The 25,342-nt window shown below is 43.0% G+C and carries 20 protein-coding genes, 1 tRNA gene and 4 pseudogenes; 20 read left to right on the plus strand and 5 right to left on the minus strand.

What is annotated here, in order from left to right:
- Window positions 1–19 precede the first annotated feature (19 nt).
- The 5 genes and pseudogenes from rlmD (at window position 20) to eno (ending at window position 7,625) form a co-directional block, all read left to right on the plus strand.
- Entirely contained in the window at window positions 20–1,345 is a 1,326-nt protein-coding gene (rlmD, locus tag J5O05_RS14155; RefSeq protein ID WP_208842640.1) for a 23S rRNA (uracil(1939)-C(5))-methyltransferase RlmD, read from the plus strand.
- 5 nt (window positions 1,346–1,350) lie between these two features.
- Window positions 1,351–3,507 carry a GTP diphosphokinase gene (relA, locus tag J5O05_RS14160; RefSeq protein ID WP_208842641.1) on the plus strand — a complete coding sequence of 719 codons (2,157 nt, stop codon included), beginning with the start codon at window positions 1,351–1,353 and terminating at the stop codon, window positions 3,505–3,507.
- Between the two features lie 29 nt (window positions 3,508–3,536).
- Window positions 3,537–4,322 (plus strand): nucleoside triphosphate pyrophosphohydrolase, encoded by a 786-nt coding sequence (gene mazG, locus J5O05_RS14165; protein WP_208842642.1) that lies wholly within the window; start codon window positions 3,537–3,539, stop codon window positions 4,320–4,322.
- A 109-nt stretch (window positions 4,323–4,431) separates the two neighbouring features.
- Window positions 4,432–6,067, plus strand: a pseudogene (locus J5O05_RS14170) (CTP synthase).
- A 265-nt stretch (window positions 6,068–6,332) separates the two neighbouring features.
- On the plus strand, window positions 6,333–7,625 hold the full coding sequence (gene eno / locus J5O05_RS14175; protein WP_208842643.1) for a phosphopyruvate hydratase: 1,293 nt from the start codon (window positions 6,333–6,335) through the stop codon (window positions 7,623–7,625).
- 55 nt (window positions 7,626–7,680) lie between these two features.
- On the opposite strand, the gene mutH is transcribed toward eno, so the two are convergent.
- Window positions 7,681–8,349 carry a DNA mismatch repair endonuclease MutH gene (gene mutH, locus J5O05_RS14180; protein WP_208842644.1) on the minus strand — a complete coding sequence of 223 codons (669 nt, stop codon included), beginning with the start codon at window positions 8,347–8,349 and terminating at the stop codon, window positions 7,681–7,683.
- Window positions 8,350–8,771: 422 nt separating this feature from the next.
- Between mutH and rppH the strand changes: the two genes are divergently transcribed.
- From rppH to J5O05_RS14235, 11 genes and pseudogenes are all read left to right on the plus strand, one after another.
- Window positions 8,772–9,290 carry an RNA pyrophosphohydrolase gene (rppH, locus tag J5O05_RS14185; RefSeq protein WP_208842645.1) on the plus strand — a complete coding sequence of 173 codons (519 nt, stop codon included), beginning with the start codon at window positions 8,772–8,774 and terminating at the stop codon, window positions 9,288–9,290.
- Between the two features lie 53 nt (window positions 9,291–9,343).
- Entirely contained in the window at window positions 9,344–11,623 is a 2,280-nt protein-coding gene (ptsP, locus tag J5O05_RS14190) for a phosphoenolpyruvate--protein phosphotransferase (RefSeq protein ID WP_208842646.1), read from the plus strand.
- Window positions 11,624–11,698: 75 nt separating this feature from the next.
- Window positions 11,699–12,504 (plus strand): annotated as a pseudogene (locus J5O05_RS14195) (sulfite exporter TauE/SafE family protein).
- A 9-nt stretch (window positions 12,505–12,513) separates the two neighbouring features.
- The gene (lgt, locus tag J5O05_RS14200; protein ID WP_208842647.1) at window positions 12,514–13,314 is read left to right on the plus strand and encodes a prolipoprotein diacylglyceryl transferase; all 801 of its coding nucleotides are present in this window, start codon (window positions 12,514–12,516) and stop codon (window positions 13,312–13,314) included.
- A 13-nt stretch (window positions 13,315–13,327) separates the two neighbouring features.
- Window positions 13,328–14,162 (plus strand): annotated as a pseudogene (locus J5O05_RS14205) (thymidylate synthase).
- A gap of 8 nt (window positions 14,163–14,170) precedes the next feature.
- Window positions 14,171–15,058 carry a UTP--glucose-1-phosphate uridylyltransferase GalU gene (gene galU, locus J5O05_RS14210; RefSeq protein ID WP_208842648.1) on the plus strand — a complete coding sequence of 296 codons (888 nt, stop codon included), beginning with the start codon at window positions 14,171–14,173 and terminating at the stop codon, window positions 15,056–15,058.
- 138 nt (window positions 15,059–15,196) lie between these two features.
- Entirely contained in the window at window positions 15,197–15,805 is a 609-nt protein-coding gene (locus tag J5O05_RS14215; RefSeq protein WP_208842649.1) for a FlgO family outer membrane protein, read from the plus strand.
- Between the two features lie 12 nt (window positions 15,806–15,817).
- A complete protein-coding gene (locus tag J5O05_RS14220; protein WP_208842650.1) occupies window positions 15,818–16,489 on the plus strand; it encodes a FlgO family outer membrane protein in 672 nt (223 codons plus the stop codon).
- Between the two features lies 1 nt (window position 16,490).
- Complete coding sequence (locus J5O05_RS14225; protein WP_208842651.1) at window positions 16,491–17,138, plus strand: FlgO family outer membrane protein; 648 nt, start codon at window positions 16,491–16,493, stop codon at window positions 17,136–17,138.
- A gap of 171 nt (window positions 17,139–17,309) precedes the next feature.
- Window positions 17,310–17,384: transfer RNA gene (locus J5O05_RS14230), tRNA-Arg, on the plus strand.
- Between the two features lie 515 nt (window positions 17,385–17,899).
- Entirely contained in the window at window positions 17,900–19,099 is a 1,200-nt protein-coding gene (locus J5O05_RS14235) for a hypothetical protein (RefSeq protein ID WP_208842652.1), read from the plus strand.
- Between the two features lie 175 nt (window positions 19,100–19,274).
- Here J5O05_RS14235 and J5O05_RS14240 read toward each other — a convergent pair whose 3' ends face one another.
- Window positions 19,275–20,495 (minus strand): flagellar assembly protein T N-terminal domain-containing protein, encoded by a 1,221-nt coding sequence (locus J5O05_RS14240; RefSeq protein WP_208842653.1) that lies wholly within the window; start codon window positions 20,493–20,495, stop codon window positions 19,275–19,277.
- Window positions 20,496–20,613: 118 nt separating this feature from the next.
- Here J5O05_RS14240 and J5O05_RS14245 point away from each other — a divergent pair, with 118 nt between their 5' ends.
- On the plus strand, window positions 20,614–21,075 hold the full coding sequence (locus J5O05_RS14245; protein ID WP_208842654.1) for an LPP20 family lipoprotein: 462 nt from the start codon (window positions 20,614–20,616) through the stop codon (window positions 21,073–21,075).
- Window positions 21,076–21,332: 257 nt separating this feature from the next.
- Here J5O05_RS14245 and flgN read toward each other — a convergent pair whose 3' ends face one another.
- The 3 genes from flgN to flgA all read right to left on the minus strand — a co-directional run bounded on the left by flgN (window position 21,333) and on the right by flgA (window position 22,857).
- Window positions 21,333–21,761 (minus strand): flagellar export chaperone FlgN, encoded by a 429-nt coding sequence (gene flgN / locus J5O05_RS14250; protein WP_208842655.1) that lies wholly within the window; start codon window positions 21,759–21,761, stop codon window positions 21,333–21,335.
- The gene (gene flgM / locus J5O05_RS14255; protein ID WP_208842656.1) at window positions 21,754–22,080 is read right to left on the minus strand and encodes a flagellar biosynthesis anti-sigma factor FlgM; all 327 of its coding nucleotides are present in this window, start codon (window positions 22,078–22,080) and stop codon (window positions 21,754–21,756) included. The genes flgN and flgM overlap by 8 nt, the downstream gene beginning before the upstream one ends.
- Window positions 22,081–22,149: 69 nt before the next feature.
- Window positions 22,150–22,857 carry a flagellar basal body P-ring formation chaperone FlgA gene (flgA, locus tag J5O05_RS14260; RefSeq protein WP_208842657.1) on the minus strand — a complete coding sequence of 236 codons (708 nt, stop codon included), beginning with the start codon at window positions 22,855–22,857 and terminating at the stop codon, window positions 22,150–22,152.
- Window positions 22,858–23,001: 144 nt separating this feature from the next.
- On the opposite strand from flgA, the pseudogene J5O05_RS14265 reads away from it, so the two are divergent.
- From J5O05_RS14265 to flgB, 3 genes and pseudogenes are all read left to right on the plus strand, one after another.
- Window positions 23,002–23,938, plus strand: a pseudogene (locus J5O05_RS14265) (chemotaxis protein CheV).
- A gap of 17 nt (window positions 23,939–23,955) precedes the next feature.
- Entirely contained in the window at window positions 23,956–24,792 is an 837-nt protein-coding gene (locus tag J5O05_RS14270; RefSeq protein ID WP_208842658.1) for a CheR family methyltransferase, read from the plus strand.
- Window positions 24,793–24,931: 139 nt separating this feature from the next.
- Window positions 24,932–25,342 (plus strand): flagellar basal body rod protein FlgB, encoded by a 411-nt coding sequence (gene flgB, locus J5O05_RS14275; protein ID WP_208842659.1) that lies wholly within the window; start codon window positions 24,932–24,934, stop codon window positions 25,340–25,342.

A 25,342-nucleotide genomic window follows, 5' to 3' on the forward strand; every position in this document is an offset into this window, starting at 1 on the left:
AATGCTAAGGGGCAATTCCATGGCGCAGTTTTTTCGCGCGAGTAAAAAGGCAGCTACACAAAAAGTCATGACCTTAACGGTTACAGGGTGTGATCATCAAGGTCGAGGCGTAGCCCGACAGGATGGCAAAGTGTGGTTTATTGATGGTGCGCTAAAATCTGAAACCGTCAAAGCGGAGGCTTACCAAAACAAAAGTAAGTTCGTCGAAGCTAAAACGGTTAAGGTATTAGATGCAAGCCAACAACGTGTTCAGCCATTTTGTGCTGACTTCGAGCGCTGTGGTGGATGCCAATTACAACATCAGCACATAGACGGGCAAGTCGCGGATAAACAAGAAGCGGTTGCCGCTCTTTTTAGCAAATTTTGCCGTTTGACAGAGCTACCTTGGCAAACACCTATTTTAAGTGACGCTCAGCATTATCGACGTAGCGCACGGCTTGCCTGTTTTCACGACAAAGATTCAGACACATTACAAGTCGGATTTCGTGAAAAAGGGTCAAAGCGTATTGTGCCAATCCATTATTGTCATGTGTTGACAGAACCCTTTGCTGATTTGGCGAGCAAAATTCGAGATGCTTTGAATAAGCATGCTCAACTAAAATCCGTCAGTCATGTGCAATTGAGCGATGCTGACAATGGCCGGTTTGTTTTACTACGTCATTTGAAAACGATTTCAGTAGAACTTAAAGCTCAGTTTGAACAACAAATGGGTAATGATAATTGGCATTTTATTTGGCAAGGGCCAAAGGATGAGCTGTCAGAGTTAACTTATCCATTGCCTGAATATCGCTTAGAAAAGCTCGGCTTGGCGTTTCAGTATAAGCTTGATAACTTTGTGCAAGTTAATGCCAAAGTGAATGAGGCAATGATAGAACAAGCGCTAAGTTGGCTGAATCTATCTTCGAATGATCTGGTGCTCGACTTGTTTTCTGGGATAGGAAATTTCTCCTTAGCGGCTGCAAAATGTGCAAACGAAGTAATTGGTGTGGAAGGGGTTCAGTCTTCTGTTGCAATGGCTACGCAAAATGCGCACACTAACTCGGTTGCTAATGCAGAATTTCATTGCGCTGATTTAACTCAAAATCTCGCAAATGCACCTTGGTTTAAATCGAATGCGAATGTGTTGATATTGGACCCATCGCGCGTTGGTGCAGAAGAGATTCTGAAACAGCTACCACTTAAGCAGTTTGACCGTGTTTTATATGTCTCTTGTGATCCGGTAACTCTTGCTCGTGATAGTGCTGTTATATTAGCCGCAAAGTTTGAATTAACCCGAGTTGGGTTAATGAATATGTTCCCACACACGGGGCATATCGAGAGTATGGCACTGTTTCAAAGGAGGTAAGCTAAATGGTTGCAACTCGCCAATCCCATCAACAAGAACACCCAGTCGATTTCGATTCAAGGGTAGCCTTATTAGCATTGTCTGATGACAAAGTGGCGTATCTGCAACGAGCCAAATCCTTTTGCCCTGAAGACAGTGAAGACCTCCAGACAACGGCTATTGAAATGGTCGAAATCCTCGCCTCATTAAATTTCGATGCTGAGTCGCTTGGCGCCGCTTACCTCACCCCCTACTACTTGAAGGGCAAACTCGATACTGAAAAGTTAAAAGAAGCATTTGGCAACAATTTGGCGCTTTTGCTCGAGGGCGTAGACCAAATGGCAACCATTAGTACGCTTGCTCATCATCAAGGTAAGGGGGCGGTTCAAGTTGATAATATCCGCCGCATGTTGTTGGCAATGGTGGAAGATGTACGTGCCGTTGTAATCAAATTGGCAGAGCAAATTTGTTATTTGCGCGCGGTGAAAAACGCGCAAGAAGAAGAGCGTGTTATCGCGGCAAAGGCGACTGCCAATATTTTTGCGCCACTGGCTAATCGTTTGGGGATTGGTCAATTAAAGTGGGAGCTGGAAGATTTGTCTTTCCGTTACTTGCATCCTGAAAAATATAAAAGCATTGCAAAGCATTTAGCGGATAAGCGTTTAGACCGTGAAGCCTATATGGAAAACATGGTCAATCTGGTGTCTGAAAAGTTAAAAGATGCGGGCATTGAAGCGCAAGTTTATGGGCGACCGAAACACATCTACAGTATTTATAAAAAGATGGCGCAAAAGCATTACGAATTTGACCAGCTTTTTGACATTCGCGCAATGCGGGTTGTTGTGAATGAAATTCAAGATTGTTACGCGACGCTTGGGATAGTGCACACCAGTTGGCGTCACTTGAACAAAGAATTCGATGACTATATCGCGACGCCAAAGCAAAATGGCTATCAGTCAATCCACACGGTGGTATTTGGGCCTGAAGGCAAAACGGTCGAAATTCAAATTCGTACCGAAGCGATGCATCAAGATGCGGAGCTCGGTGTTGCTGCTCATTGGTTGTATAAAGAAGGCTCATTGCCAGGGCGAGGCTCAGGCTACGAACAAAAAATCAGTTGGCTGCGCAAACTATTGCAATGGCAAGAAGAAGTCGTCGATGGCAGCGAACTGGCGGAAGAACTGAAGAACCAAGTGGTGGAAGACCGAGTATACGTGTTTACGCCGAAAGGCGATATATTCGATTTGCCGTTAGGTTCAACACCGCTGGATTTTGCCTACTACATTCATTCTAATGTGGGACACCGCTGCATTGGGGCAAAAGTGTTTGGCAAGATTGTGCCGTTTACTTATCAATTATCAACTGGTGATCAAATTGAGATCCTAACGCAGAAACAACCTAACCCTAGTCGAGACTGGTTGAACCCGTCGTTAGGATACGTTAAATCGTCGCGGGCGCGCGCCAAAATACACAGTTGGTTTAAGCTTCAAGATCGCGATAAAAATTTGCAGGCAGGTAAAGAGATACTTGATGCCCATTTGCAAAAGTTGGATTTAACATACAAAGATCTAGATCCTGCCATCGAGCGTTTCAACTTCCGAGAGTTAGACGATTTATTGGTGGCAATAGGCGCGGGCGATGTACGGATTAATCAACTGCTTAATTTCGTTCAAGATAAACCTAAGGATGAGCTGCCTGTTAAGTTTAAAGCGCCCACAACGCGTAAAGGTGATAAAAATGCCGTTGTGGTAGACGGGGTAGGCACCTTGATGAGCCACATGGCAAAATGTTGTCAGCCGCTTCCAGGTGATGACATTGTAGGCTATATCACTCAAGGGCGAGGTATTGCTGTGCATCGTAGTGATTGTGATTCCTTTGCCCATATTACGGATTTGCATCCAGAGCGGGTAATCGCAGTAAGTTGGGCGGATGACGTCAAGTCGTCCTACAGTTTGACGTTACGTATCGAAGCGCAGGACCGTCAAGGTTTGATCCGTGACATTAGTTCAACGCTTGCAAACGAAAAAGTCAACATCAACAACATGAATGTTCAAACGCACGACGACCGACAATTGGCCATTTTTGTCATGCAAGTTGAAGTCGGCGATTTGTCTGCGATGAATCGTTTATTAGTTAAATTGCACCAAATTGAAGGTGTGTTTGAAGCAAAACGTCAATTGTAAACGTCGAAGTAAAGCAAGGTAGACGGACGATGGAAAATCTCACAAAGTTACTCGATATCATGCAAACGTTACGTGATCCTGAACACGGTTGTGATTGGGATAAAAAACAAACGTTTGACTCTATCGTACCGCATACGCTTGAGGAAGCACATGAAGTCGCGCATGCCATTGAGCAGCAAGATTGGGTAAATGTAAAAGACGAATTGGGCGACTTGTTGTTCCAAATCGTTTTTTACGCGCAGTTGGGTAAAGAAGCTGGTTTGTTTAACTTTGCGGATGTGGTTGACAACCTGAATCAAAAATTAGTTCGTCGTCATCCTCATGTCTTTGAGCATCAACAAACGCTAACGGAAACGGAGTTATCCAAGCAATGGGACGCCATCAAGCAACAAGAAAAGTTGGGACAGAGCGCTCAATTTGGTGATGACGTATTGTCCTCTTTACCAGCGCTTGCACGAGCACAAAAAATTCAGCGTCGCGCCGCCGCGCTGGGTTTTGACTGGCCAACGTATGAAGGGGCACTAGACAAAGTGAAAGAGGAAGTGGATGAAGTCGACGAAGCGATGCGTGTTGATCCTCACTCCCCGCACAGTGGAGAAGAAATCGGCGATTTGCTTTTTGCAACCGTTAATGTTGCAAGGCACGGTGGATTCAACGCCGAGCAACTCCTTCGAAAAGCCACCGAAAAATTTATTGGCCGTTTTCAGCAGGTCGAATCAGTCTTAGAAACTCAAGGAAAAGCGCTCAATACCGCATCGTTACAGGAGATGGATGAAGTGTGGGAGCAAATTAAAGCCGCCCAAAAGTCAGTATGAAAAGGAGGTAAGACAAGATTTAGCTGGATTGCCCCTCGGGCTTTTGCTAAAATGTGATCCCGTCTTGATTCTAAATTATTTCCACTTTTCCTGATATTCTAGGGTTCGCATGAGTACTAAATTTATCTTCGTAACAGGCGGGGTTGTATCCTCTTTGGGTAAAGGTATTGCAGCTGCATCGTTGGCGGCAATTCTTGAAGCACGTGGTTTACGCGTCACAATTCTTAAATTGGACCCATATATCAACGTTGATCCTGGCACAATGAGTTCCTATTCAACATGGTGAAGTTTTCGTAACCGAAGACGGTGCAGAAACTGACCTAGATCTTGGTCACTACGAGCGTTTCATCCGCACTAAGATGACAAAACGCAATAACTTCACTCAAGGTCGTGTCTTTGAAGATGTATTACGTCGCGAGCGTCGCGGTGAATACCTAGGTGCGACAATTCAAGTTATTCCTCATATCACAAACGACATCAAGCGCCGTGTACTTGAAGGTGCTGAAGGCCATGATGTAGCTATCGTCGAAATTGGTGGCACTGTTGGTGATATCGAATCGCAACCGTTTTTGGAAGCAATCCGTCAGCTTGGTACGGAAATTGGTCGTGAACGTGCACTTTTCATGCACCTGACTTTGGTTCCTTTCCTTGGCGCTGCAGGCGAAGTTAAAACGAAGCCAACGCAACACTCGGTAAAAGAATTACGTTCAATCGGTATTCAACCAGATATTCTTATCTGCCGTTCAGACCGCAAGTTACCAAATAACGAGCGCGCGAAAATTGCACTTTTCACTAACGTGGAAGAAAAAGCGGTTATTTCACTGCCTGACGTTGACAGCATCTATAAGATCCCAGCACTTCTTAAATCGCAAGAGTTGGATTCTTTAGTGTGTCGTCGTTTCTATCTTGAGTGCCCAGAAGCCGATTTATCTGAGTGGGAACAAGTATTATACCAAGAGTCAAACCCAACGGGCGAAGTGACAATCGGTATGGTCGGCAAATACATTGAATTGCCTGACGCGTATAAATCAGTGAACGAAGCGCTTAAGCACGCTGGTTTGAAAAACCGCCTTACAGTTAATATTCAATATGTTGATTCACAAGATATTGAGAGCAAAGGTACGGAAGTACTCGCTAACTTAGACGCAATTTTGGTTCCAGGTGGTTTCGGTAGTCGTGGTGTCGAAGGCAAAATTATTGCAGCTAAGTATGCTCGTGAAAATAAAATCCCATACCTTGGTATCTGTCTAGGTATGCAAGTTGCGTTAATTGAATACGCACGCAATGTTGCAGGTCTTGACGGTGCAAATTCAACCGAGTTTGATAACAAATCAGCGCATCCTGTTGTTGGTTTGATCACGGAGTGGTTGGACTCAGAAGGCAATGTGGAAACGCGTGATGAGCAATCGGATCTTGGTGGCACAATGCGTCTAGGTGCGCAAAAATGTTACTTAAAAGATGGCTCTAAAGTACGCGAGGTTTACGGTAATGAAGAGATCGTTGAGCGTCACCGTCATCGTTACGAAGTGAACAATCATTATGTTCCGAAACTAGAAGATGCAGGACTTGCATTTACGGGTCTTTCGGAAGATAAGAAGCTGGTTGAAATCATCGAGAACAAAGACCACCCATGGTTTATTGCGGTGCAATTCCACCCGGAATTCACATCCACCCCACGTGATGGTCATCCGCTGTTTGAAAGCTTCGTTGCTGCTGCTCACAGCCACCAAAAAGCATCATCATAAAGAAAAGCCGTGCCTATGCACGGCTTTTTTGTCGCTAAACTGTGGCCAGTTTAACGACAAAAAAGTCGAACAGGACGTTGCGTTAGTAAGTATTGCGATAATGAGTGCACAAACGCGCTTAAGTTTCATTGTTATGTGAAATGAGTCAGCTATTTCTCCTTCGAATGGCTAATAGCTTTTGTGTTTTTGCTGCGACATACTCGGCACTCGTTAAGGCAATGGTTATTAAATGACACTCACCATTTTGGGAATAAGAGGAATCAAGATGTCAAAAATCGTTAAAGTGATTGGTCGTGAAGTTATGGACTCGCGCGGTAACCCGACTGTTGAAGCTGAAGTTTTCTTGGAATCTGGCGCTTGGGGACGCGCTTGTGCTCCATCAGGTGCTTCAACGGGTACTCGTGAAGCGTTAGAACTTCGCGATGGCGACAAATCACGTTACCTAGGTAAAGGTGTATTAACAGCGGTAAATTACGTAAACAATGAAATCGCCAATGCACTTATCGGTAAAGATGCACTTGCGCAACGTGAAGTTGACCAAGTAATGATCGATCTAGACGGTACTGAAAATAAAGAAAAATTTGGTGCGAACGCGATTCTTGCTGTTTCTCTGGCGAACGCGAAAGCTGCGGCACAAGCAAAAGGTGTGGCACTTTACGAACACATCGCAGACATCAATGGAACGTCTGGTAAATTCTCAATGCCAGTACCAATGATGAACATCATCAATGGTGGTGAGCACGCAGACAACAACGTTGACATCCAAGAGTTCATGGTTCAACCTGTTGGTGCTAAAAGCTTCCGTGAAGCACTGCGTATGGGTGCAGAGATCTTCCACAGCTTGAAGAAAGTATTAAGTGCACGTGGCCTAAATACAGCCGTGGGTGATGAAGGTGGTTTTGCACCAGATCTTAAATCAAACGAAGAAGCGCTAGAAGTTATCGTTGAAGCGGTTAAAGCGGCTGGCTATGAGATGAACAAAGACGTCACGCTTGCGCTTGACTGCGCCTCATCAGAATTTTACCACGATGGTAAGTATGACTTAAAAGGTGAAGGTAAAGCGTTTGACTCAGAAGGTTTTGCTGACTTCTTAGCCGATTTAGCGGCTCGTTACCCAATCGTTTCTATTGAAGATGGTCTAGATGAAAGTGACTGGGCAGGTTGGAAAATTCTTACAGAGAAATTGGGCGATAAAGTTCAACTTGTTGGTGACGATCTGTTCGTTACAAACACGAAGATCCTAACGCGTGGGATTGAAGAAAAGATTGGTAACTCAATCCTTATCAAGTTCAACCAAATCGGTTCATTGTCTGAGACGCTTGATGCAATCAAGATGGCACAAGAGGCTGGCTTTACTGCCGTTATTTCTCACCGCTCAGGTGAAACAGAAGATGCGACGATTGCCGATCTTGCTGTTGGTACAGCTGCAGGTCAAATCAAGACAGGTTCACTTTGCCGTTCAGACCGTGTAGCTAAGTACAACCAGTTACTACGCATCGAAGAAGCACTTGGTGAAAAAGCACTTTACAAAGGTCGCTCTGAAATCAAAGGTCAATAAGACTGAATGAAAAAGCCAGACTCTCGTCTGGCTTTTTACTTTTGGTTCCTCGTACTTAGGCACCAAATTGCGATTTTAATATGTCTGCTGTGAATTGTGTTTTTAAGTAAAAGCCTCGAGGCAATGTTTTGATAGCTTTTCCGTGAGGACCAATTGCATCCGTAAGCGCTTTACTGTTAGCCGCTTTCGGCCGGATCTGCATAACTTCCCCTAAATGACCATTGATTTCTTCAACTCGGCCCAAAGTTATTAACTCCAGTTGTTCTTCCCAATCTCGTCTTATCGCTGCTTCCTGTGTTGCGGATGGCTTCCAAAGAAATCCACTGCCAATGGTACGGTCGATAGGCGCGATATCCCGCTCGGCAAGAATAGGTAACCACAATACATGTGAAAGTTTATGACGAACGACGGAGTTTTCCCACTGAAGCCCCGTTACATCAATCAGAGGTACAACTGAGACGTAGGTTGTTTCGAGCGGTTTACCGTTGTAACCAATGGGCAAAGTTTTAAGCTCGATTCCAAGTAATTCAAAATCTGGAACAGGCTTCGAACCCGCGGACGCGCCTAGAACATATTCAATTAATTGACCCATCCAACCCTTTTCTTTGAGCAGGTTTTCCGGAACCTTAAATTGGTAATGTTGCGCAATTTCACCCAATGTAAGGCCAGCGATAGCATCGACACGTTGCATTAATTCAGCCGTTGTTTTTGGTGGAGATAGCATTTCGGGTCACCGCATTCAAAAATGCTATTCTAAGAATCGATAAAGAAGCTGTCAAAAGAGATGTGTGTTGGTGTTTTTTTGTTCTGCTTTTGGTTCGTGCGATTTTTAAACGTTCTTGAACATGGTTTTGATTGTTATCTTGTTGATATTAAAGGATAAAATAAATTATCAGGCAATTGCGATAGAGTTGTTTTTATTCGCTTTCTGGATAAATACAGATATATAAACATCATTATCCACAGTTTCTGTGGAGAAATGTGGTTTTTTATAAAGTGATTGTGGATTTGTTTGTTAAATAGCCGTGTTTTTTAAAACTTATGCACAACTTGTGGGTAACTTGCGGAAAAATCCCAATAGTATTTGCTGTGTTTAAGAAGATATGGAACAATCATTTAAAATCGACTTACAAATGAGGCACTAAGGTGATTGATGCCGAAGGTTTTCGTGCCAATGTCGGGATTGTAATTTGCAATAATCAGGGTCAGGTATTTTGGGCTAGACGTTATGGCCAACACTCCTGGCAATTTCCACAAGGTGGTGTGGACGAAGGGGAAACCCCAGAGCAAACCATGTACAGAGAACTTCGCGAAGAAGTTGGTTTGCATCCAGAAGATGTTGAAATTGTAGCTAGTTCAAAACATTGGTTACGCTACAAATTACCAAAGAGATTGATCCGACGAGATTCAAGCCCGGTCTGTATTGGCCAGAAGCAAAAATGGTTTTTACTGAAACTTCGTTGTAAAGACGAAGATGTAAATTTACTCCATACGCATCATCCTGAGTTTGATGATTGGCGATGGGTTAGTTATTGGTATCCAGTGAGACAAGTGGTGTCTTTCAAACGTGACGTTTACCGACGCGTGATGAAGGAGTTTGCTCCATTTGCCATGCCATTTAATAAAAGAGAGCCTGCAAAGGAAAATTGGCGCCCAAAACGATAGCGAGTAATGTTAATAGGCGTTTATGACTTTGCTTTTCACAACAGGAGAGGATTGTGCTTGCAACGTTAAGAACAATTGCTGAAGCGGTTGCTCAAGAGCCATCGCTAGATGCGGCCTTGAATCGTTTTGTAAGCATGGTCAAAGAGGCAATGCAGACGGAGTGCTGCTCCATCTATTTTGCAGATTACAGCCAAGATAATTTTATTTTGATGGCGACTAATGGCCTGAATCCAAGTGCCGTTGGGACATTTCGCATGGGCTTTACGGAAGGTCTTGTAGGTCTTGTAGCTCAGCGTGAAGAGCCAATCAACGTAGCATATGCACAAGCCCATCCTCGCTTTAAGCTCTCTCCAGAAGTAAACGAAGAAGGTTACAACGCCTTTTTATCCGTGCCAGTTGTGCACCAGCGCAAAGTGCTGGGCGTTATCGTTGTTCAGCAAAAAGCAGCAAGGGTGTTTAGCCATGATGAAGAGTCATTTCTGATTACCTTGTCTGCACAACTTGCCTCGCAGTTAGCTAATATCGAGCTTAAAGAGGTGTTAAGGCAAAGTGACTCAACCCATCAAACGTCTATGCTCAAAGGGGTTGCAAGTGCGCCGGGGATTGCCATTGGTGAAGGTTTTGTGGTTTTACCCAAACTTGAGTTTTCAAGTATTGAGCTGCAAAAAAGTGACGATACAGAAAATCAGCGAAAAAAATTCCTCCAAGCTGTCTCTGCCACGCGCCATGAATTTCATGTGTTAGCGAATACGTTAAGCGACACTATACCCAAAGAAGCATTGGCAGTTTTTGAGGTTTATCAACAGCTTCTAGATGCAAGAAGTTTAGGTCAGCGTGTTGAAGCAGAGTTGCAAGCGGGTTGGAATGCCAAGTCAGCACTGAAATTAGTCATAGAACGATTAGTGTCGCAATTTAGTGCCATGCAGGACCCGTATATTAAAGAGCGGGCTATAGACATCAAAGACATTGGTCTACGTGTCTTACATCATTTAGTTAGTACAGAACAAGCCGTTAAGCCTTACCCTGAAAAAACCATTCTGATTGCGCATACGTTGACGCCGTCGATGTTGGCGGAAGTGCCCAAGGAAAACTTAGTTGGGGTTGTAAGTATTAATGGTGCGGCTAATTCGCATGCCTCAATTCTTACGCGAGCAATGGCCATCCCTGCGATTTGGGGGATTGAAGACCTACCGCTATTGCAGTTTGATGGTAAGAAGTTGATTTTGGATGCCTACGCAGGCCGCGTTTACATCTCACCCTCTGAAGCTCTGGTACGTGAATACCTCCACCTTAAACATCAAGATAGCTTATTGCACGACAAGTTTGAGGCGGAACACGATCTACCTGCGGTAACAAAAGATGGCGAGCACATCAGTTTGTTACTCAATGCCGGTTTAGACTTAAACACCGAGCAAATTAACGCTAAGCTTTGCGACGGTGTTGGGCTTTATCGTACAGAAGCTTGGTTTATGCAAAAAGGGCAGTTCCCTTCGCAAAAAGAGCAAGAAGAATGGTATCGCGAAGTGCTGACTCGTCATCACCCCGATCCGGTGGTTATGCGGACCTTGGATATAGGCGGTGACAAAGTACTGGATTATTTTGATATTCAAGAAGATAACCCGTTTTTAGGCTGGCGTGGGATTCGTGTATCTCTTGATCATCCTGAACTTTTTCTAGACCAACTAAAAGCCATGCTCAAGGCTAATGCGGGCTTGGGTAATTTGCGTATTATGTTACCAATGGTCAGTCATACCGAAGAAGTTGAAGAAGCGTTGGCTTTACTAGAGCAAGCGTATTTTGAACTTCAAGAAGAATGGGCTGATCAATTTTATGATCTTGAGCGACCCGAGATCGGCGTAATGTTGGAAGTTCCATCGAGTGTTTTCCTATTGCCTGAGTGGGCGGAAAAAGTTGATTTTTGTTCGGTTGGTAGTAATGATTTAACGCAATACTTACTTGCGGTCGATAGGGCAAATGCTAAGGTTGCTGAGTTATTCGATCCTTACCACCCGAGCGTTCTACGTGTATTGGCGAAAATAGCAAAAGATTGTCAAAAATTTGAATTGCCGTTTAGTTTGTGTGGAGAGCTTGGTGGTGAGCCTGAAGGGGCTATTTTGTTGGTTGCTATGGGATATCGCCGCTTAAGTATGAACTTTTCTTCGCTTAATAAAGTGAAATGGGTGCTCAGACGGTTGCAGGTGGTTGACATGGAAAATCTACTCGAAGCCTGTTTGGCACAATCCTCAGCTAAGCAAGTACACCGATTGTTGAAACAGTTTATGATTGAACAGCAGTTTAGTGAATTGTTGTATACCCAAAAAGGCAAAGTTTAAGTTTATGCGTGATTAGCCAGAAGCGATAGGGCTTTGCGTGATACACTCTAACAATAATAATTCGAAAAGTACGACATGATCACATCTTTAACACTGTTTGGTTTATGTGCAGTCCTTGGGTCCGTTGTTGGCTTTCTAGCAGGATTGCTCGGTATTGGCGGTGGCCTTATTATCGTGCCAGTATTGACCAGTCTTTTGCTTTGGTTAAAGGTTGTGCCGGACACAAGTGTTATGCTAGTTGCAATAGCCACTTCTCTTGCCAGTATTTTATTTACTTCTACTTCTTCAGCTTTGGCTCATCATAAAAATAAGAATATTCCATGGCATATTGCGCCTTGGGTTATGGGGGGGTTGCACTTGGCGCTCTCCTTAGTAGCTTTTTTGCCGCATTACTACCCGAAGACTACGTTCGCTTTATTTTTGGGATAAGCGTTTTACTTATTGCTTATCGTATGTTGTTTTCCAAAGAAAGGGCTGAAGAGTTAGTTAAGCTGCCCAAAGGGCCTTTGCTTTCAAGCATTACCGCATTGATGGGGGCATTATCTGCCATGATAGGTATCGGTGGTGGAGCACTCATCGTGCCGCTTCTGAGTCATTTTTCAATTGATATGAAAAAGGCCATTGGCTGTGCATCTGCTTGTGGCATTGTAATTGCGCTGTTTGGTTCTGTTGGATATATCACCTCTGGGTGGCATGTTTTCGAATTTTCGGCGGGCTTTATTGGTTTTATTTATCTACCTGCGTTGTTTGGTGTAGTTTCAACGTCTTGGTTTATGGCTCCAATTGGAGCAAAAGCTACGCATCATTTACCTGTTAAGGTAATTAAACGTGTTTTCGCAGGATTACTTGTGATTATCGCAATCAAAATGTTAATGAGTTAAGGATATTTGATGGCTTGGCAATTTCCAGAAATTGACCCTGTAATCTTCAGTGTAGGGCCTTTAAGCGTTCGCTGGTATGGATTAATGTACCTAATCGGCTTTGTCTTTGCGATGTGGTATGCCAATAAAGAGGCTGAAAAACCAGGAAGCACTTGGACTAAAGAGCAAGTAAGTGACTTACTGTTCTATGGCATGCTTGGGGTTATTCTGGGCGGGCGTATTGGTTATGTGCTTTTTTATCAGTTTAATTATTTCATTGAAAACCCCATGTATCTCTTCCGGGTTGATCAAGGTGGAATGTCGTTCCACGGCGGAGCACTTGGTGTCATTACTGCGGTGTTGGTTTTCGCATGGCGAACTAAAAAGTCGATTTTAAGTGTGGGTGATTTTGTCGTGCCTCTCGTGCCTGTTGGCTTATTTGCTGGCCGTATTGGCAACTTTATCAATGGTGAGCTTTGGGGACGCGCAACGGACGTGCCGTGGGCGATGATTTTTCCAACGGGCGGACCTATAGCACGGCACCCATCACAACTGTATGAAGCGTTTCTCGAAGGCTTAGTCTTGTTCCTTATGCTACTTTGGTTCAAACAACGATCTCGTCCAGCAGGAGCATTGTCCGGTTTGTTCTTGTTTGGATACGGTATCTTTAGATTTTGTGTAGAATACTTCCGTGAACCAGATGCCCATATTGGGTTGTACGGTGGTATAATTTCTCAAGGTCAAATATTATCGTTGCCGATGGTCTTTGCTGGAATTGGGTTGATGGTGTGGGCGTATCGCTCAAAACGTCAAGTGAACCAAGCGCAATAGGTGTAAAAGAACAATGAAGCAATACTTAGAATTGATGCGCCATGTGAAAGAAAATGGTGTGAAGAAAGAAGACAGAACGGGAACTGGCACAATTAGCGTATTTGGATATCAAATGCGTTTTAATTTACAAGAAGGGTTTCCGTTAGTGACGACTAAAAAGTGTCACTTGAAATCAATTATTCATGAGTTGCTTTGGTTCTTAAAAGGCGAAACGAACATTGAGTATCTTAAGCAACATGGTGTGAGTATTTGGGACGGTTGGGCGACTGAAGATGGTGAACTTGGTCCTGTTTATGGAGTACCAGTGGCGTTCTTGGGTTGGTGCAAACGGAGAAGTGATTGATCAAATTACGGAAGTCGTTGAGCAAATTAAAACAAATCCGGATTCTCGACGTTTGATAGTGAGTGCTTGGAACCCTGCTTTGTTGCCAGATACTACCTACTCACCAAAAGAAAATGCCGCAATGGGTAAGCAAGCGTTGCCTCCATGCCATACGTTATTTCAGTTTTACGTGTTAGATGGCAAGTTATCGTGCCAACTTTATCAGCGTAGCGCAGACATTTTCCTTGGCGTGCCATTTAACATTGCAAGCTATGCGTTATTGACCATGATGATAGCGCAAGTATGTGATTTAGAAGTGGGTGATTTTGTCCATACGTTTGGCGATGCGCATTTATATTTAAACCATATGGAACAAGTGGATGAGCAATTGTCACGTACTCCATTTGCGAAGCCAACCATGAAAATTAACCCAGCGGTTAAGTCTATATTTGATTTTAAATTTGAAGATTTTGAATTAGTGGATTATCAAGCACATCCACACATTAAAGCCCCTGTCGCAATCTAGGAGAATGAATGAAAGCGGTGATACCAGTTGCAGGACTTGGCACAAGAATGTTGCCAGCAACAAAAGCAATTCCTAAGGAAATGTTACCGATAGTTGATAAGCCATTGATTCAATACGTTGTTAATGAAGCAGTGGCGGCAGGCATTAAAGAAATTGTTCTTGTTACGCATTCAAGTAAGAATTCCATCGAAAACCACTTCGATACCAGCTTTGAATTGGAAGCGACGCTTGAAAAGCGTGTTAAGCGTCAATTATTGAAAGAAGTACAAAGTATTTGTCCAAAAGGCGTAACGCTTATTCACGTTCGCCAAGGTGAAGCAAAAGGGTTGGGTCATGCTATCAATTGTGCGGGTCCAGTGATTGGCAATTCGCCATTTGTTGTGCTGCTTCCTGATGTTTTGATTGATGACGTTACAAGTGATTTAACAAAAGATAATTTGGCCGAGATGGTTGCACGTTTTAAAGAAACAGGTGCGAGTCAAATTATGGTTGAACCTGTAGCGCATCACGATGTAGATAAATTTGGTATCGTCGATATTGGTGATGTGACGTTAAACGCAGGCGAAAGTGCAGACTTACAATCAATGGTTGAGAAACCACCTGTTGAAGAAGCACCGTCTAACCTGGCTGTTGTAGGTCGTTATGTACTCAGTCAGAATATTTGGTCACTGCTTGATAAGACACCGTTAGGAGCAGGAGATGAAATCCAGCTGACGGATGCTATTGCCATGTTAATGCAGCAAGAACCCGTTCAAGCTTATGCAATGAAAGGCAAAAGCCATGATTGTGGCAGTAAGTTAGGTTATTTATGTGCCAATGTTGAGTATGCGCTTCGTCGTGAAGAATTTGCTCCAGAGCTAAAAGCCCACATAGCAAAGCTACTCGAAGCCAATTAAGCGTTGTTCATTTTTCGAGTCTAATTTTGTTGGCTTGAACAAAATCAGAGAAAGTTGATGCGCTTTTTAAAGTGCATCAACTTTTTTATTTGGCCTGAAAATTGCTTTTGAAATACAAAGTATCTGAGATGGCCCGTTATGAAACTACTTTCTCCCAGCGTTGGTGCCGCACTAATGACCATTCTTTTTATGAGTGGTTGTGCGTGGAATCAAAATAACATTGCGACACGAGATCCGGTAAGTCTACCGACGATGTCGCAATACGACTTGCATAGCTATGTTGGCGCATTAGCAGCCCAATTGGGCGATATGACGATACCTGTAAAATCGAATGAACGGATTGCGGTTACCAGTTTTTTACTTGCAGACGCGCTTGAGCGGCAAACAGCTTCCGGACAGGGGCGAGGATTAAGCCAGCAAATTCAAGAAAGTCTGATTACGTATTTTACTCAAATGGGATATCAGACGACAGAATTTAGACTGGAAAGCGCTATTGTTTTACATCCTTCGGCCGATAGTATTCTTAGCAGAGATGTAGAAAAGCTACGAGCACGTCAAAATATCGACTATGTCATAACCGGAACGCTAACCGAACAGCAGCATGCGTTTATTGTGAATGCTCGGCTTACGAGTCTAGTGGACGGATTGAATATGTCTGCTGCGTCAATCGAAATTCCAAAAAATGTTATGTGGACCAATGAAAAAGTTCAAATGCGTGAAGGTACGCTTTACAGAACAGAGTATTAGGTGGAGAAGAAAATGAGACACACTTTATTAGGCTTAGCTTTGCCACTGTTCATGTTGGGTTGCTCAGCGTTTCAGGGAAATAATCGGCTAACGTCGAATCTTGAGCAAGGAGAAATGTCAGAAGGCGTGCGCGAAATTGCGTCCCCAACAAGTAATTTCCAAAATATGGCTGTGAAAAAACAGGCGCTACAAGTCAACTCGACTCGTTCTGGTAAAAACATCAATCACTATATCAAAAGCATAATGCAAGATTTAGTGACAAATCTGCAATATGTGAATCAGAAAACACCAATCGCAGTGGCAAGTTTTGTCTATCTAGATGCTGATTTTAATACCACCACGTTACTTGGCAATCAGATTGCAGAAGGGTTTGTCCATGAGCTGCATCAGTTTGGTGTGCCCGTCGTGGACTTTAAAACAACCGATTACATGAGAGTCACGGAGCAAGGCGACTTTGTATTCAGTCGAGATTACTTAGAATTAAGCCAAGATATGCCATTTCAATATGTTATGGCTGGCACGCTTGTCAATCATCAAGATGGTGTGTTAGTCAATGCGCGTATAGTTGGGATAAATAGCAAAGCGGTCGTTGGCACTGCCCAAGGTTTTATTCCTCAGAAAGTTATCGACGAGTTAAACTCAAAAGATGAGCTTGATGGTGTGATGTTGAAGCGAGGCATGTAATATGAAAAAGTTACTTGTTGCGTTGATTTTGCCGAGCTTGACTGGTTGCCTGTCAACCATCGTTAATATTGATAATCAACCTCAATCCACGACACCTTCTGTGATGACGATGCAACCGACGGTTGTGGATAATACAGAAATGCCAATAGTCGCAGACATGGATGAAGAGCCACATGAAGAGGCTCGAGAGCAATATGTTTTTTCACCCAACAAACATCATAAACAACTGAATGACTACGTTGAGCAGCTTGCGCTGTCCTTGTCAGATTCATTAGTGGCTTCTGAAACGCCGACGATTGCGGTGTCGTCATTTGTCGAACTGAACCACTCATTGCAGTCAACAAATCAGTTGGGTAATCAACTGTCTGAAGGATTACTTCAAGCGCTACAACGATTTGGTTTTGTTACTATTGACTTTAAAGTAATGGATAACATAAAAATTGCAGGTGAAGGGGATTTCAGTTTTTCTCGTTCGCTTGACGAACTCAATAAAAATCTAAGTGCAGATCATGTCTTATCTGGTTCATTGATATATCGACAACAAGGCGTCGAAATTCAGGCTAGAGTCGTAAATTTGAAGAACAAAGCGCTCGCCGCAAGTGCTCGCACGGTTGTACCATACTACGTATTACAAGATATCCATCTTTAAAAATAAGGCCAAATCGAAATTTGGCCTTATTTAATTGCCTGAGTTTTATCAAATAAATGACGTGCTTTGTAGCCTATCTATCATCCCAAAATTAACTTGATCGTAATTAACTTATTGAATTATAAGACTTCACTATTTTTACTGTTACGTTATAGAATTGAGTGACTCAATGGCCCCGTAGTTAAATGGATATAACAACCCCCTCCTAAGGGGTAGTTACAGGTTCGATTCCTGTCGGGGCTGCCAAGGAAATCAATAAGTTACATAAAGTTAAGTTCTCCCTGATTTCCCTGTGTAGCACATAGGTAGCAAGCTAAAATGGATTTTTTGGCACGTTTATCTCTTTCAATAAAATAAAACTCACTCCTAGCTTTTTCGATAAAAGCTTAGCTAATGACGAGTAACCCTTCTTAATTCATTGTGTTTTTTAGATACTTAACTCGGGCATCGAAGTCCTAGCTGTCGTAGTAGGGGAAATTAATACCTCAGAATTTCAGAGGGAATGCTAGTTGCTTGGAACCAAATTGAAAACAATGTATAACAATCGATGTTATGCCAACTAGGTAGTTGGTTGCCCCTTTTACATCTAAGAGGGGCTTATGTTAACTAAGGAAAGCTAACAAATGGATATATCTAAAAATACTTTGCGTACCGATGGGGCGTTGTTTCAAACGAGAATCGCTACAATCGTCCTAAGTTCGACCATGCAACCTGCAGTGTTTCAAATGTGTCGGTCTCGTCATTGGGCGCAAAGTTAAAAGATGCACAACATTACCAATCAACAGTTACCTAAATGGAACGGGCTTGATGCAAAAGGCAGTGAAAAGGCTGATAAAGACAAAATCAACGCAGCCAAATGGGAATTCACTCACTTATCTAAGCCTCAGCTAGAAACCATCGCGTTAGACCCTAGTCATACATTTTCTGAACCAGAAAAAATCGCTGCATTTGAACGCAGGCATTCAATAGACCAGTCTGAACTCGCTGACTACAAGCGAACTGCATTGCAAGCATCGCACGGCAAAGATGCAATTCATATTTTTGATAAAGCATTGCAAGCACATTTCAGTGGTATTTCGACGTTAGGTAAAGGGATGCTTACCGATGAATATCAATCACAAGTAAAAGCCCAATTTAGCCAAACGCTTAATGGCAAAAGCAATCCTTCCTCTAGTCAGTCTGACCACTATTATTCTGTTATGGTTGAGCACTTATTTGGGGGAAGCGAAGCACCTATTCGAAGTGGTAAAGACGGTATGACTATTGAAAATGCCACCAAATGTGATTTCGACTTTCTTACTTCAGGTGATCGAAAACTTATCGCCAGCATGTATCAATATGCAGAGGCGAATAATATAGATGTTAAATTCATTCAATCTTTTGCAATGGATTTGGGTGACTACAGGCAGCATGGTAATGGTCAGATTTTAGGAGACTGTAATGAAGGCACCTACGATATGCAAGGCCATAAAGTTACGTATAGCTTTACTGAAAAAGACCAAGCCACTATTGATAGTCTGCTCGAAAGTAACGCGCTCGCATCATCGGGCATAGACAGAGGTTTTATTTCACATATTACTACGCCTGGAAAAGGGGCCTTAGGTCACTTAGGTAGCTTCCAGTTCTTACAACATATGGTTGAGGTCACAGCAGGCGAGGAGCCGACAGTGCCTGCGGATGAATTTCGTCATTTCAAACCTAAAACCAAAGAGGAACGTTTTGTTAGAACGCTTTCAGAAGAGGTTTACCCATTTCCTGAGCCAGATGTAGTCTGCAAAAATGGACATTGTGAAGTGACTGAAGTGGGCAAGAAAAATGGTATCAAACTCGATTCGGCAATGTCAGCAACTACACCAGACTTTGATCTGAAAGCCGACTTAGTCGAGTCTTTATTTCAGCGTATCATTGATCCTCAAACACAAAAACAAGTGTGGTTTGAGTGGCTTGCAAAAGACAAATAGAGGAATAGCAGGGTCAGATCATGCAACGTGCATAATGATATAGTTGGCTGGTGTCTGCTTATAGTACTAAGTGGATTTTATATAATTAAGTATTTTTAGTACGCCAAAATTAGTCTGTAGTGCAACAAATAATAGTGTTAGACGCATCCTAATTTACCAATGCCGGCTTACGGTTTTATTCAAACCCAAAACCATCATCTTCTGCGGTTTCAATTACAATAATATCATTAAGTTGAATGTTGCTAAGCGGGCGCTTGTCGATGTTTTCAACAATGGCACTTTGTTGGTTAACTTGCACTACGCGCAGTTGATTTATCGTTTGGATACCAAAGCTGTAACGTTTGCCTGCATTGTCGCTCAAATCACTGCGGTGCGCGATAGACATGAGTTGGCCTTCTTTGACTCCGTGTGTTAACCCGAGATTAACTACCAGTCGGTTGCCATCAATATGCAAAATTTTCCCTTTCGTTGGTAAACAAGACACCGCGGTTGAAAGGTCATAACTCACTTTGTTAAAGACTTCTTGAATCTTATCGCCATAATCACTTCGCCAAAACTGGTTGCTGTTTACATCAACGAGTTGAGTTTTTTTGAAAGGCCAAGTCCCTTCAGTCGTATAATACTGCTGCCAAAGTGGTTCCATAGTGAGTGCATCAAAGAGCGCAAAGTTGGCCTTAAAACTGCGTTTGTATGAATCATCTTCCCAGAATGCATAATCGCTATTTTGTTGTTCACCATCGGCAATATCGGTTATTTGACTGAAGATAACGAATTGGCTGTTGGTCCGTGTCGCAATTTCTTCAATCAGCCCATCTTTGTAGTCAAATTGTTGGCTAAAGAAGGGTTTTACGTTGATAGGGGCTGCTATATATGGCACTGGTTTTACCGCCATATTTCGGCTATTCAAGGTTTCAAATAAGCGTCGAGATGCAGCCTCAGGTAAATCGTATATTTGCCCCATTCGCGCTTGTTGCGGTTGTAAAAGTTGGCTTCGGGTTACGGCAACCTGCTTGTTAAATTTAGATTGTTTGCACTGGCTATGCGTTGCAAAAATATCCAAATGCAACGTGACGGAAAATTGACCGGATTCTTGACGTTCTTCAATTAAGTTGATTTGCTGAACTTCGCCGTGCGACTTAATTTTTACTTGATCTTGAGAGAGCACGCCGTCAGCAATAGTTTGTACGCTGCTGACCGACGCGCCAGAAAAAATGAGCGCTTGACGTACGGCATCTTTAATTGCTGCATGCCGTGCTTTTGCAATGTCACCATCGTCGATTACGGCGTATCCGGTAGACTCAAACCATTCTGCTTGCGACTCAAATGCAACACCTAGCCCAACAAGAAAGCAACAAGCTTTTAGCGTGGCTGTATACTGGCGGGTTTGTGTTTGCATAACGAGTCTCCAACATTCGTCTGTGAATATAGATGATCAAAGCAAAGCTTGTGCCACAGTTTTGTGGCGCACTTTTTGCTTTGAAGTTATAGCATTCAGTTTATGGTGGAGAACGCACATGAGCAAACTAAATCTTCTTTGTGCGCTGTGCGCTGCATTTTTGTTGACAGCGTGTAGCACATTTTTCGATAAACATATCGAATACGGTTATGTCGAACCGGATAATTATCCTGTGTTAAAGGGGATTGGGTACGCACCTTTGAGTACCCAGCCAGGCGATTCAGAAACAGAAAAAATGTTGATGGCAATTAAAGCATCGAAGCTGGAAGCATTTAGGGAATTAGCTGAGCAGGTGTACGGTCACAAAGTTGCCTCCAATTTAACGGTTCAGGGAGCTGTTGCTCAAAATGACCAGTTACAAGGTCAGGTACAAGGAATCATCCGTGGGGCTAAGGTAGTAAAGGCTTATGCCGTGGGTGATGTGTACACCACAGAAGTCGAGCTAGATATGAAACGCGTTTTTGATCTTTATATTACTGAAATAAAGCCTCGTAAGGTAAAACGAGTTACTTATTACTAGTAGTGAAAAGACTCGTGTGTGTCATTCGTTTCGGTGTGGTAATTAGCAAACTGGTGCTGTTGCTCGGATAATTGCTCGTTGAAACCACTTCAAATGAAGTGGTTTTTTGTTTTCAGAAGTAAATGAGGACGTTGCTGGCCATATATAACGCTTCCTACGTTGATTTTTCTGTGTAAAGAGATTGGTGTCGATTGTTCAAGAGCTGAAATGAAAAAAGAGGCAGCGCCTCTTTTTTTTCGTAAAATGGATTTGAATTTTTAAGCTTTTATGTTGCGAACTAAGCCTGAATCACTCGTTCTTACGCTGCCACCTTGGTCATAAGTGACAGAAGTTGGAGTACCTATTAGAATTTCTTTCATTTGTTGAACACTCAGTTGCGCTTGGCGAGCAGCCTGTGCGTTCACTTCATTTTTATGCTGGCACAATTCGAGTTGTTTGCGAATCGATGCAATTTTGCTCGCAACTTCGGACGAGTTCAGTGTCTCATCACCAAATGTTGCGATTTCTTTGTCGAGCTTTTGCACTGCGTTGACCAACGTTAATTTTGTACGCGCAAGGTCTTTAAGACCGTCGCCACTTTTGCTCGCGAGCGTATCAAGCTCTTTATCGAGCACCTCCAGCAACGATTCTAACTGCGTTGCTTGTTGGCTTAACTTTTGTAGACACAGTGCCGTTTGATCAGCCATACACGTCAAACTCGAATGCGGCGATGTTCTTCGCTAGCTTCTCGGTATCGATTTGATACTTGCCTTCGCTAATCGCCTTTTTCAGTTCTTCAACTTTTTTGCTGTCAAAGCCCGGCGACTGCTGTGCTTTTTCATGCACCGTTTTAAGTTGCTGCGCTTGCGGCGTTAAACTGACCGAATCGCTAACTGTTTTGGTTGTCGCAGGCGCTGTAGGCGCACTTCCACGATTTGCGTCTTGTCTTTGCAGATCAAGCTTTTGCTGTTTAGCATTATTTAGGACGCCCGTATTGGTTTGTCCATTGTTAATGTTGTTGACCATGATTTCTAATCCAGATTACCCAGCTTGACTTTAATATCGGCCGCGGTTTATATAACTTTAGCAAATTTTTTAAAGATTGACCTCAACAGATTCAACGCCACTCACTCTTACTCGTAAGACTTTGCCAGAATTCACATTTTCGACTCGAATCAGCTCACCTAGGTTGCCGTCTTCCAAAGCAAGACCTGAAGTCTTAATGGATAAATTACTCTGATTTGCTGAAATTGTCACCTTGTCTCCTTTACAAACCATGCAAATTTGCGCAGAAGTAATGGGCATGCCCTCAGAAATTGTACGTTTGCTGCGACTGCCAATTAAAGGGTCGATAATTTCATAGTAGTTGGCGCGAATGTATTGCTTTGGCCGGTATTCAACTTGAATTGCGTTCTTACTGATAATTTCACCACGTGCAATGGAGGTTGAAGCCACAACCATTGGTAGCATTTCTTCGATACGAACATGGACATACTGGGACCAACTTATTGAATCATTGCACTTAAGTTGTACGGTAACCTGCCGATTAAAAGGTGGGACACTTGGTGTCGATAATTCTAAAGAATCATTACAGACTTTGTCCGAGTTCCTAAATTCGAGCGGCATAGCTCGGATTTCGATACGCTTTTCAGGATCCGCCTCTATTTGATTGGCGATGAATTGTTCAGCTTGTTGTTCAAGTGTTTCCGGACTATAGGTTTTGGCGTAACCTTGTGTCATTATTGAAAAACTCGCAAAAAAATAAATTAGCTGTGACCAACCGCTTTTTTTTAACACACTCATATTGTTTCGACTATGCTTATTGGGTGAAACAAGGTATAAAGATTTTGCGTCAAATGTCTGACGCCAGCAACAATAATCTTTACACATTCAAGTATGTGAAAGCAAAGTCCGTTCCGGCGCAGTGAGTTAAGGTAGGAGAAAGAGATGGCAGGTATTTTAGATTCAGTAAACCAGCGGACTCAACTAGTAGGCCAAAACCGCCTCGAGCTGTTACTGTTTCGGCTCAAAGGCCGCCAGCGTTTTGGTATCAACGTATTTAAAGTACGTGAAGTCTTGCAGTGTCCTCCATTAACCAATATGCCGAAAAGCAACCCGTACGTACGTGGTGTTGCGCACATTCGAGGCCAAACTATTTCGGTGATCGATATGTCTTTGGCTGTTGGTGGACCTCCAATTGAAAATATCAAAGACTGTTTCATTATCATCGCTGAATACAATCGTTCTGTGCAGGGCTTTTTAGTCGGTGCAGTAGAACGTATTGTGAATATGAACTGGGAAAAGATTATGCCGCCGCCCTCTGGTGCAGGTCGTTACTCTTACCTGACAGCGGTGACAGAGATCGAAAATGAGACTCGTGGAAATTCTAGACGTTGAGAAGATCCTCAATGAAATTTGCCCAGTTGCAACCGAAGTTTCTGCCGATATTGTATCTGACGGTGAGATGCAAAAAGATTTGGGTGAGCGAATCGTGTTTATTGCTGACGACTCAGCTGTTGCGCGTAATCAGGTTAAACGAGCACTTGAACCTTTAGGTGTGCAGACAGAAACGGCAAAAAATGGCCGAGAGGCACTCGTACGATTACGCGAAATTGCACGAGATGATTGCCGTACAGGTGACATTACCGAGCGTGTTGGTTTATTAATTTCAGATGTAGAAATGCCAGAAATGGACGGGTATACATTAACAGCGGAAGTTAAGGCAGATCCCAAGCTTGCGTCGTTACATGTTATACTCCATACCTCATTGAGCGGTGTATTTAATCAGGCCATGATCGAAAAAGTTGGCGCAGACGACTTTATCGCGAAATTTAACCCTGATGAACTTGCATCGGCTGTGAAAAAATGGGTCCATTGTGATTAGTTAATGGCGGTAATACGTTGGAAAATAAGCATTTAGAACAAAGCGAATACGACCAATTTAGAACTTTTTTAGAGCAACAATGCGGGATCGTATTAGGTGACAATAAATTGTACCTAGTAAAAAGCCGACTAGCACCGCTAATGGCTCGATTTAACGTTGATTCGCTCTCGCAATTGGTCTCGAAAACGCTCAGTCCACATGAGCGTCAGTTGCGTGCTGCTGTTGTCGATGCGATGACAACAAACGAAACATTGTGGTTCCGCGATCAGTATCCGTTTGAACTTTTGAAGACAAAAATATTTCCTGAGTTTTCGGATTTAAGACGACCTATTAAAATTTGGTCTGCTGCGAGTTCTTCTGGGCAAGAGCCGTATTCCATTGCCATGTCAGCAAGTGAATATCAGTCCAAACAACCAGGTTCGTTGAAAATGGGTGTCCAAATTACGGGCACTGATATTTCTAATACTATGTTGGATATGTGCAAAAATGCGGAGTACGATTCTCTGGCATTAGCGCGAGGCCTATCTGTTGAAAGGCGTCAAAAATTTTTCACGGATAGTGGCAATGGTATGGCAAAAGTAGTGGAACCGATCCGTAGAATGGTTAGTTACCGCCACTTAAACCTATTAGATTCATACGCTTTACTCGGTAAATTTGACGTTATATTTTGCCGCAATGTGCTTATCTACTTCTTCTCGCCTGAAGTGAAAGCAAAAATTATTTCTCAGTTTGCGCAGTCATTAAATCCGAAAGGCTACCTATTTTTAGGGGCTTCGGAATCGATGGCAGGACTCAGCAACGAGTTTGATATGCTGCGTTGTAATCCTGGTATTATTTATCAGAAAAAGTCGTAAATCTCGAAAGGGCAAGTAATTGCCCTTTTCATTCCCTCTGTAAGTATTTCCTCGTTAATAGAACTTTTTCATAAACGCCAAGTATTTTTGGCCTACAAATTGCTTTTGGTATTACAAGTCAAAATTTTGGAGTTGTGATATGGCAATTAGTTTCGATAAAGCTTTGGGTGTTCATCCCCATGCTATGTTGATCCGATCTCAGCGTGCTGAGTTGCTAGCAAGCAATATCGCAAACGCGGATACCCCCGGATATAAAGCAAAGGACATCGACTTCGCGGCGGCAATGAAACAAGCCCAATCCGCGCAGGAAGGTGGCAATCATTTGCAACGCACGGATTCACGTCACTTACATGGCAAATCACAACTCGTCGGCAATACAGAATTATATCGCTCGCCAAATCAAGCAGATACAGGTGATGGTAACTCTGTGGATGTACAAGTGGAACGAAACTTGTATATGCAAAATGCATTAGAATATCAGGCCAGTTTGCAATTCTTATCCGGTAAGTTCTCGGGACTTAAGAAAGCGCTAGGTGGTCAAGGAGCATAA

Source organism: Pseudoalteromonas xiamenensis, from assembly GCF_017638925.1.
Taxonomy (GTDB): Bacteria; Pseudomonadota; Gammaproteobacteria; order Enterobacterales; family Alteromonadaceae; genus Pseudoalteromonas; species Pseudoalteromonas xiamenensis.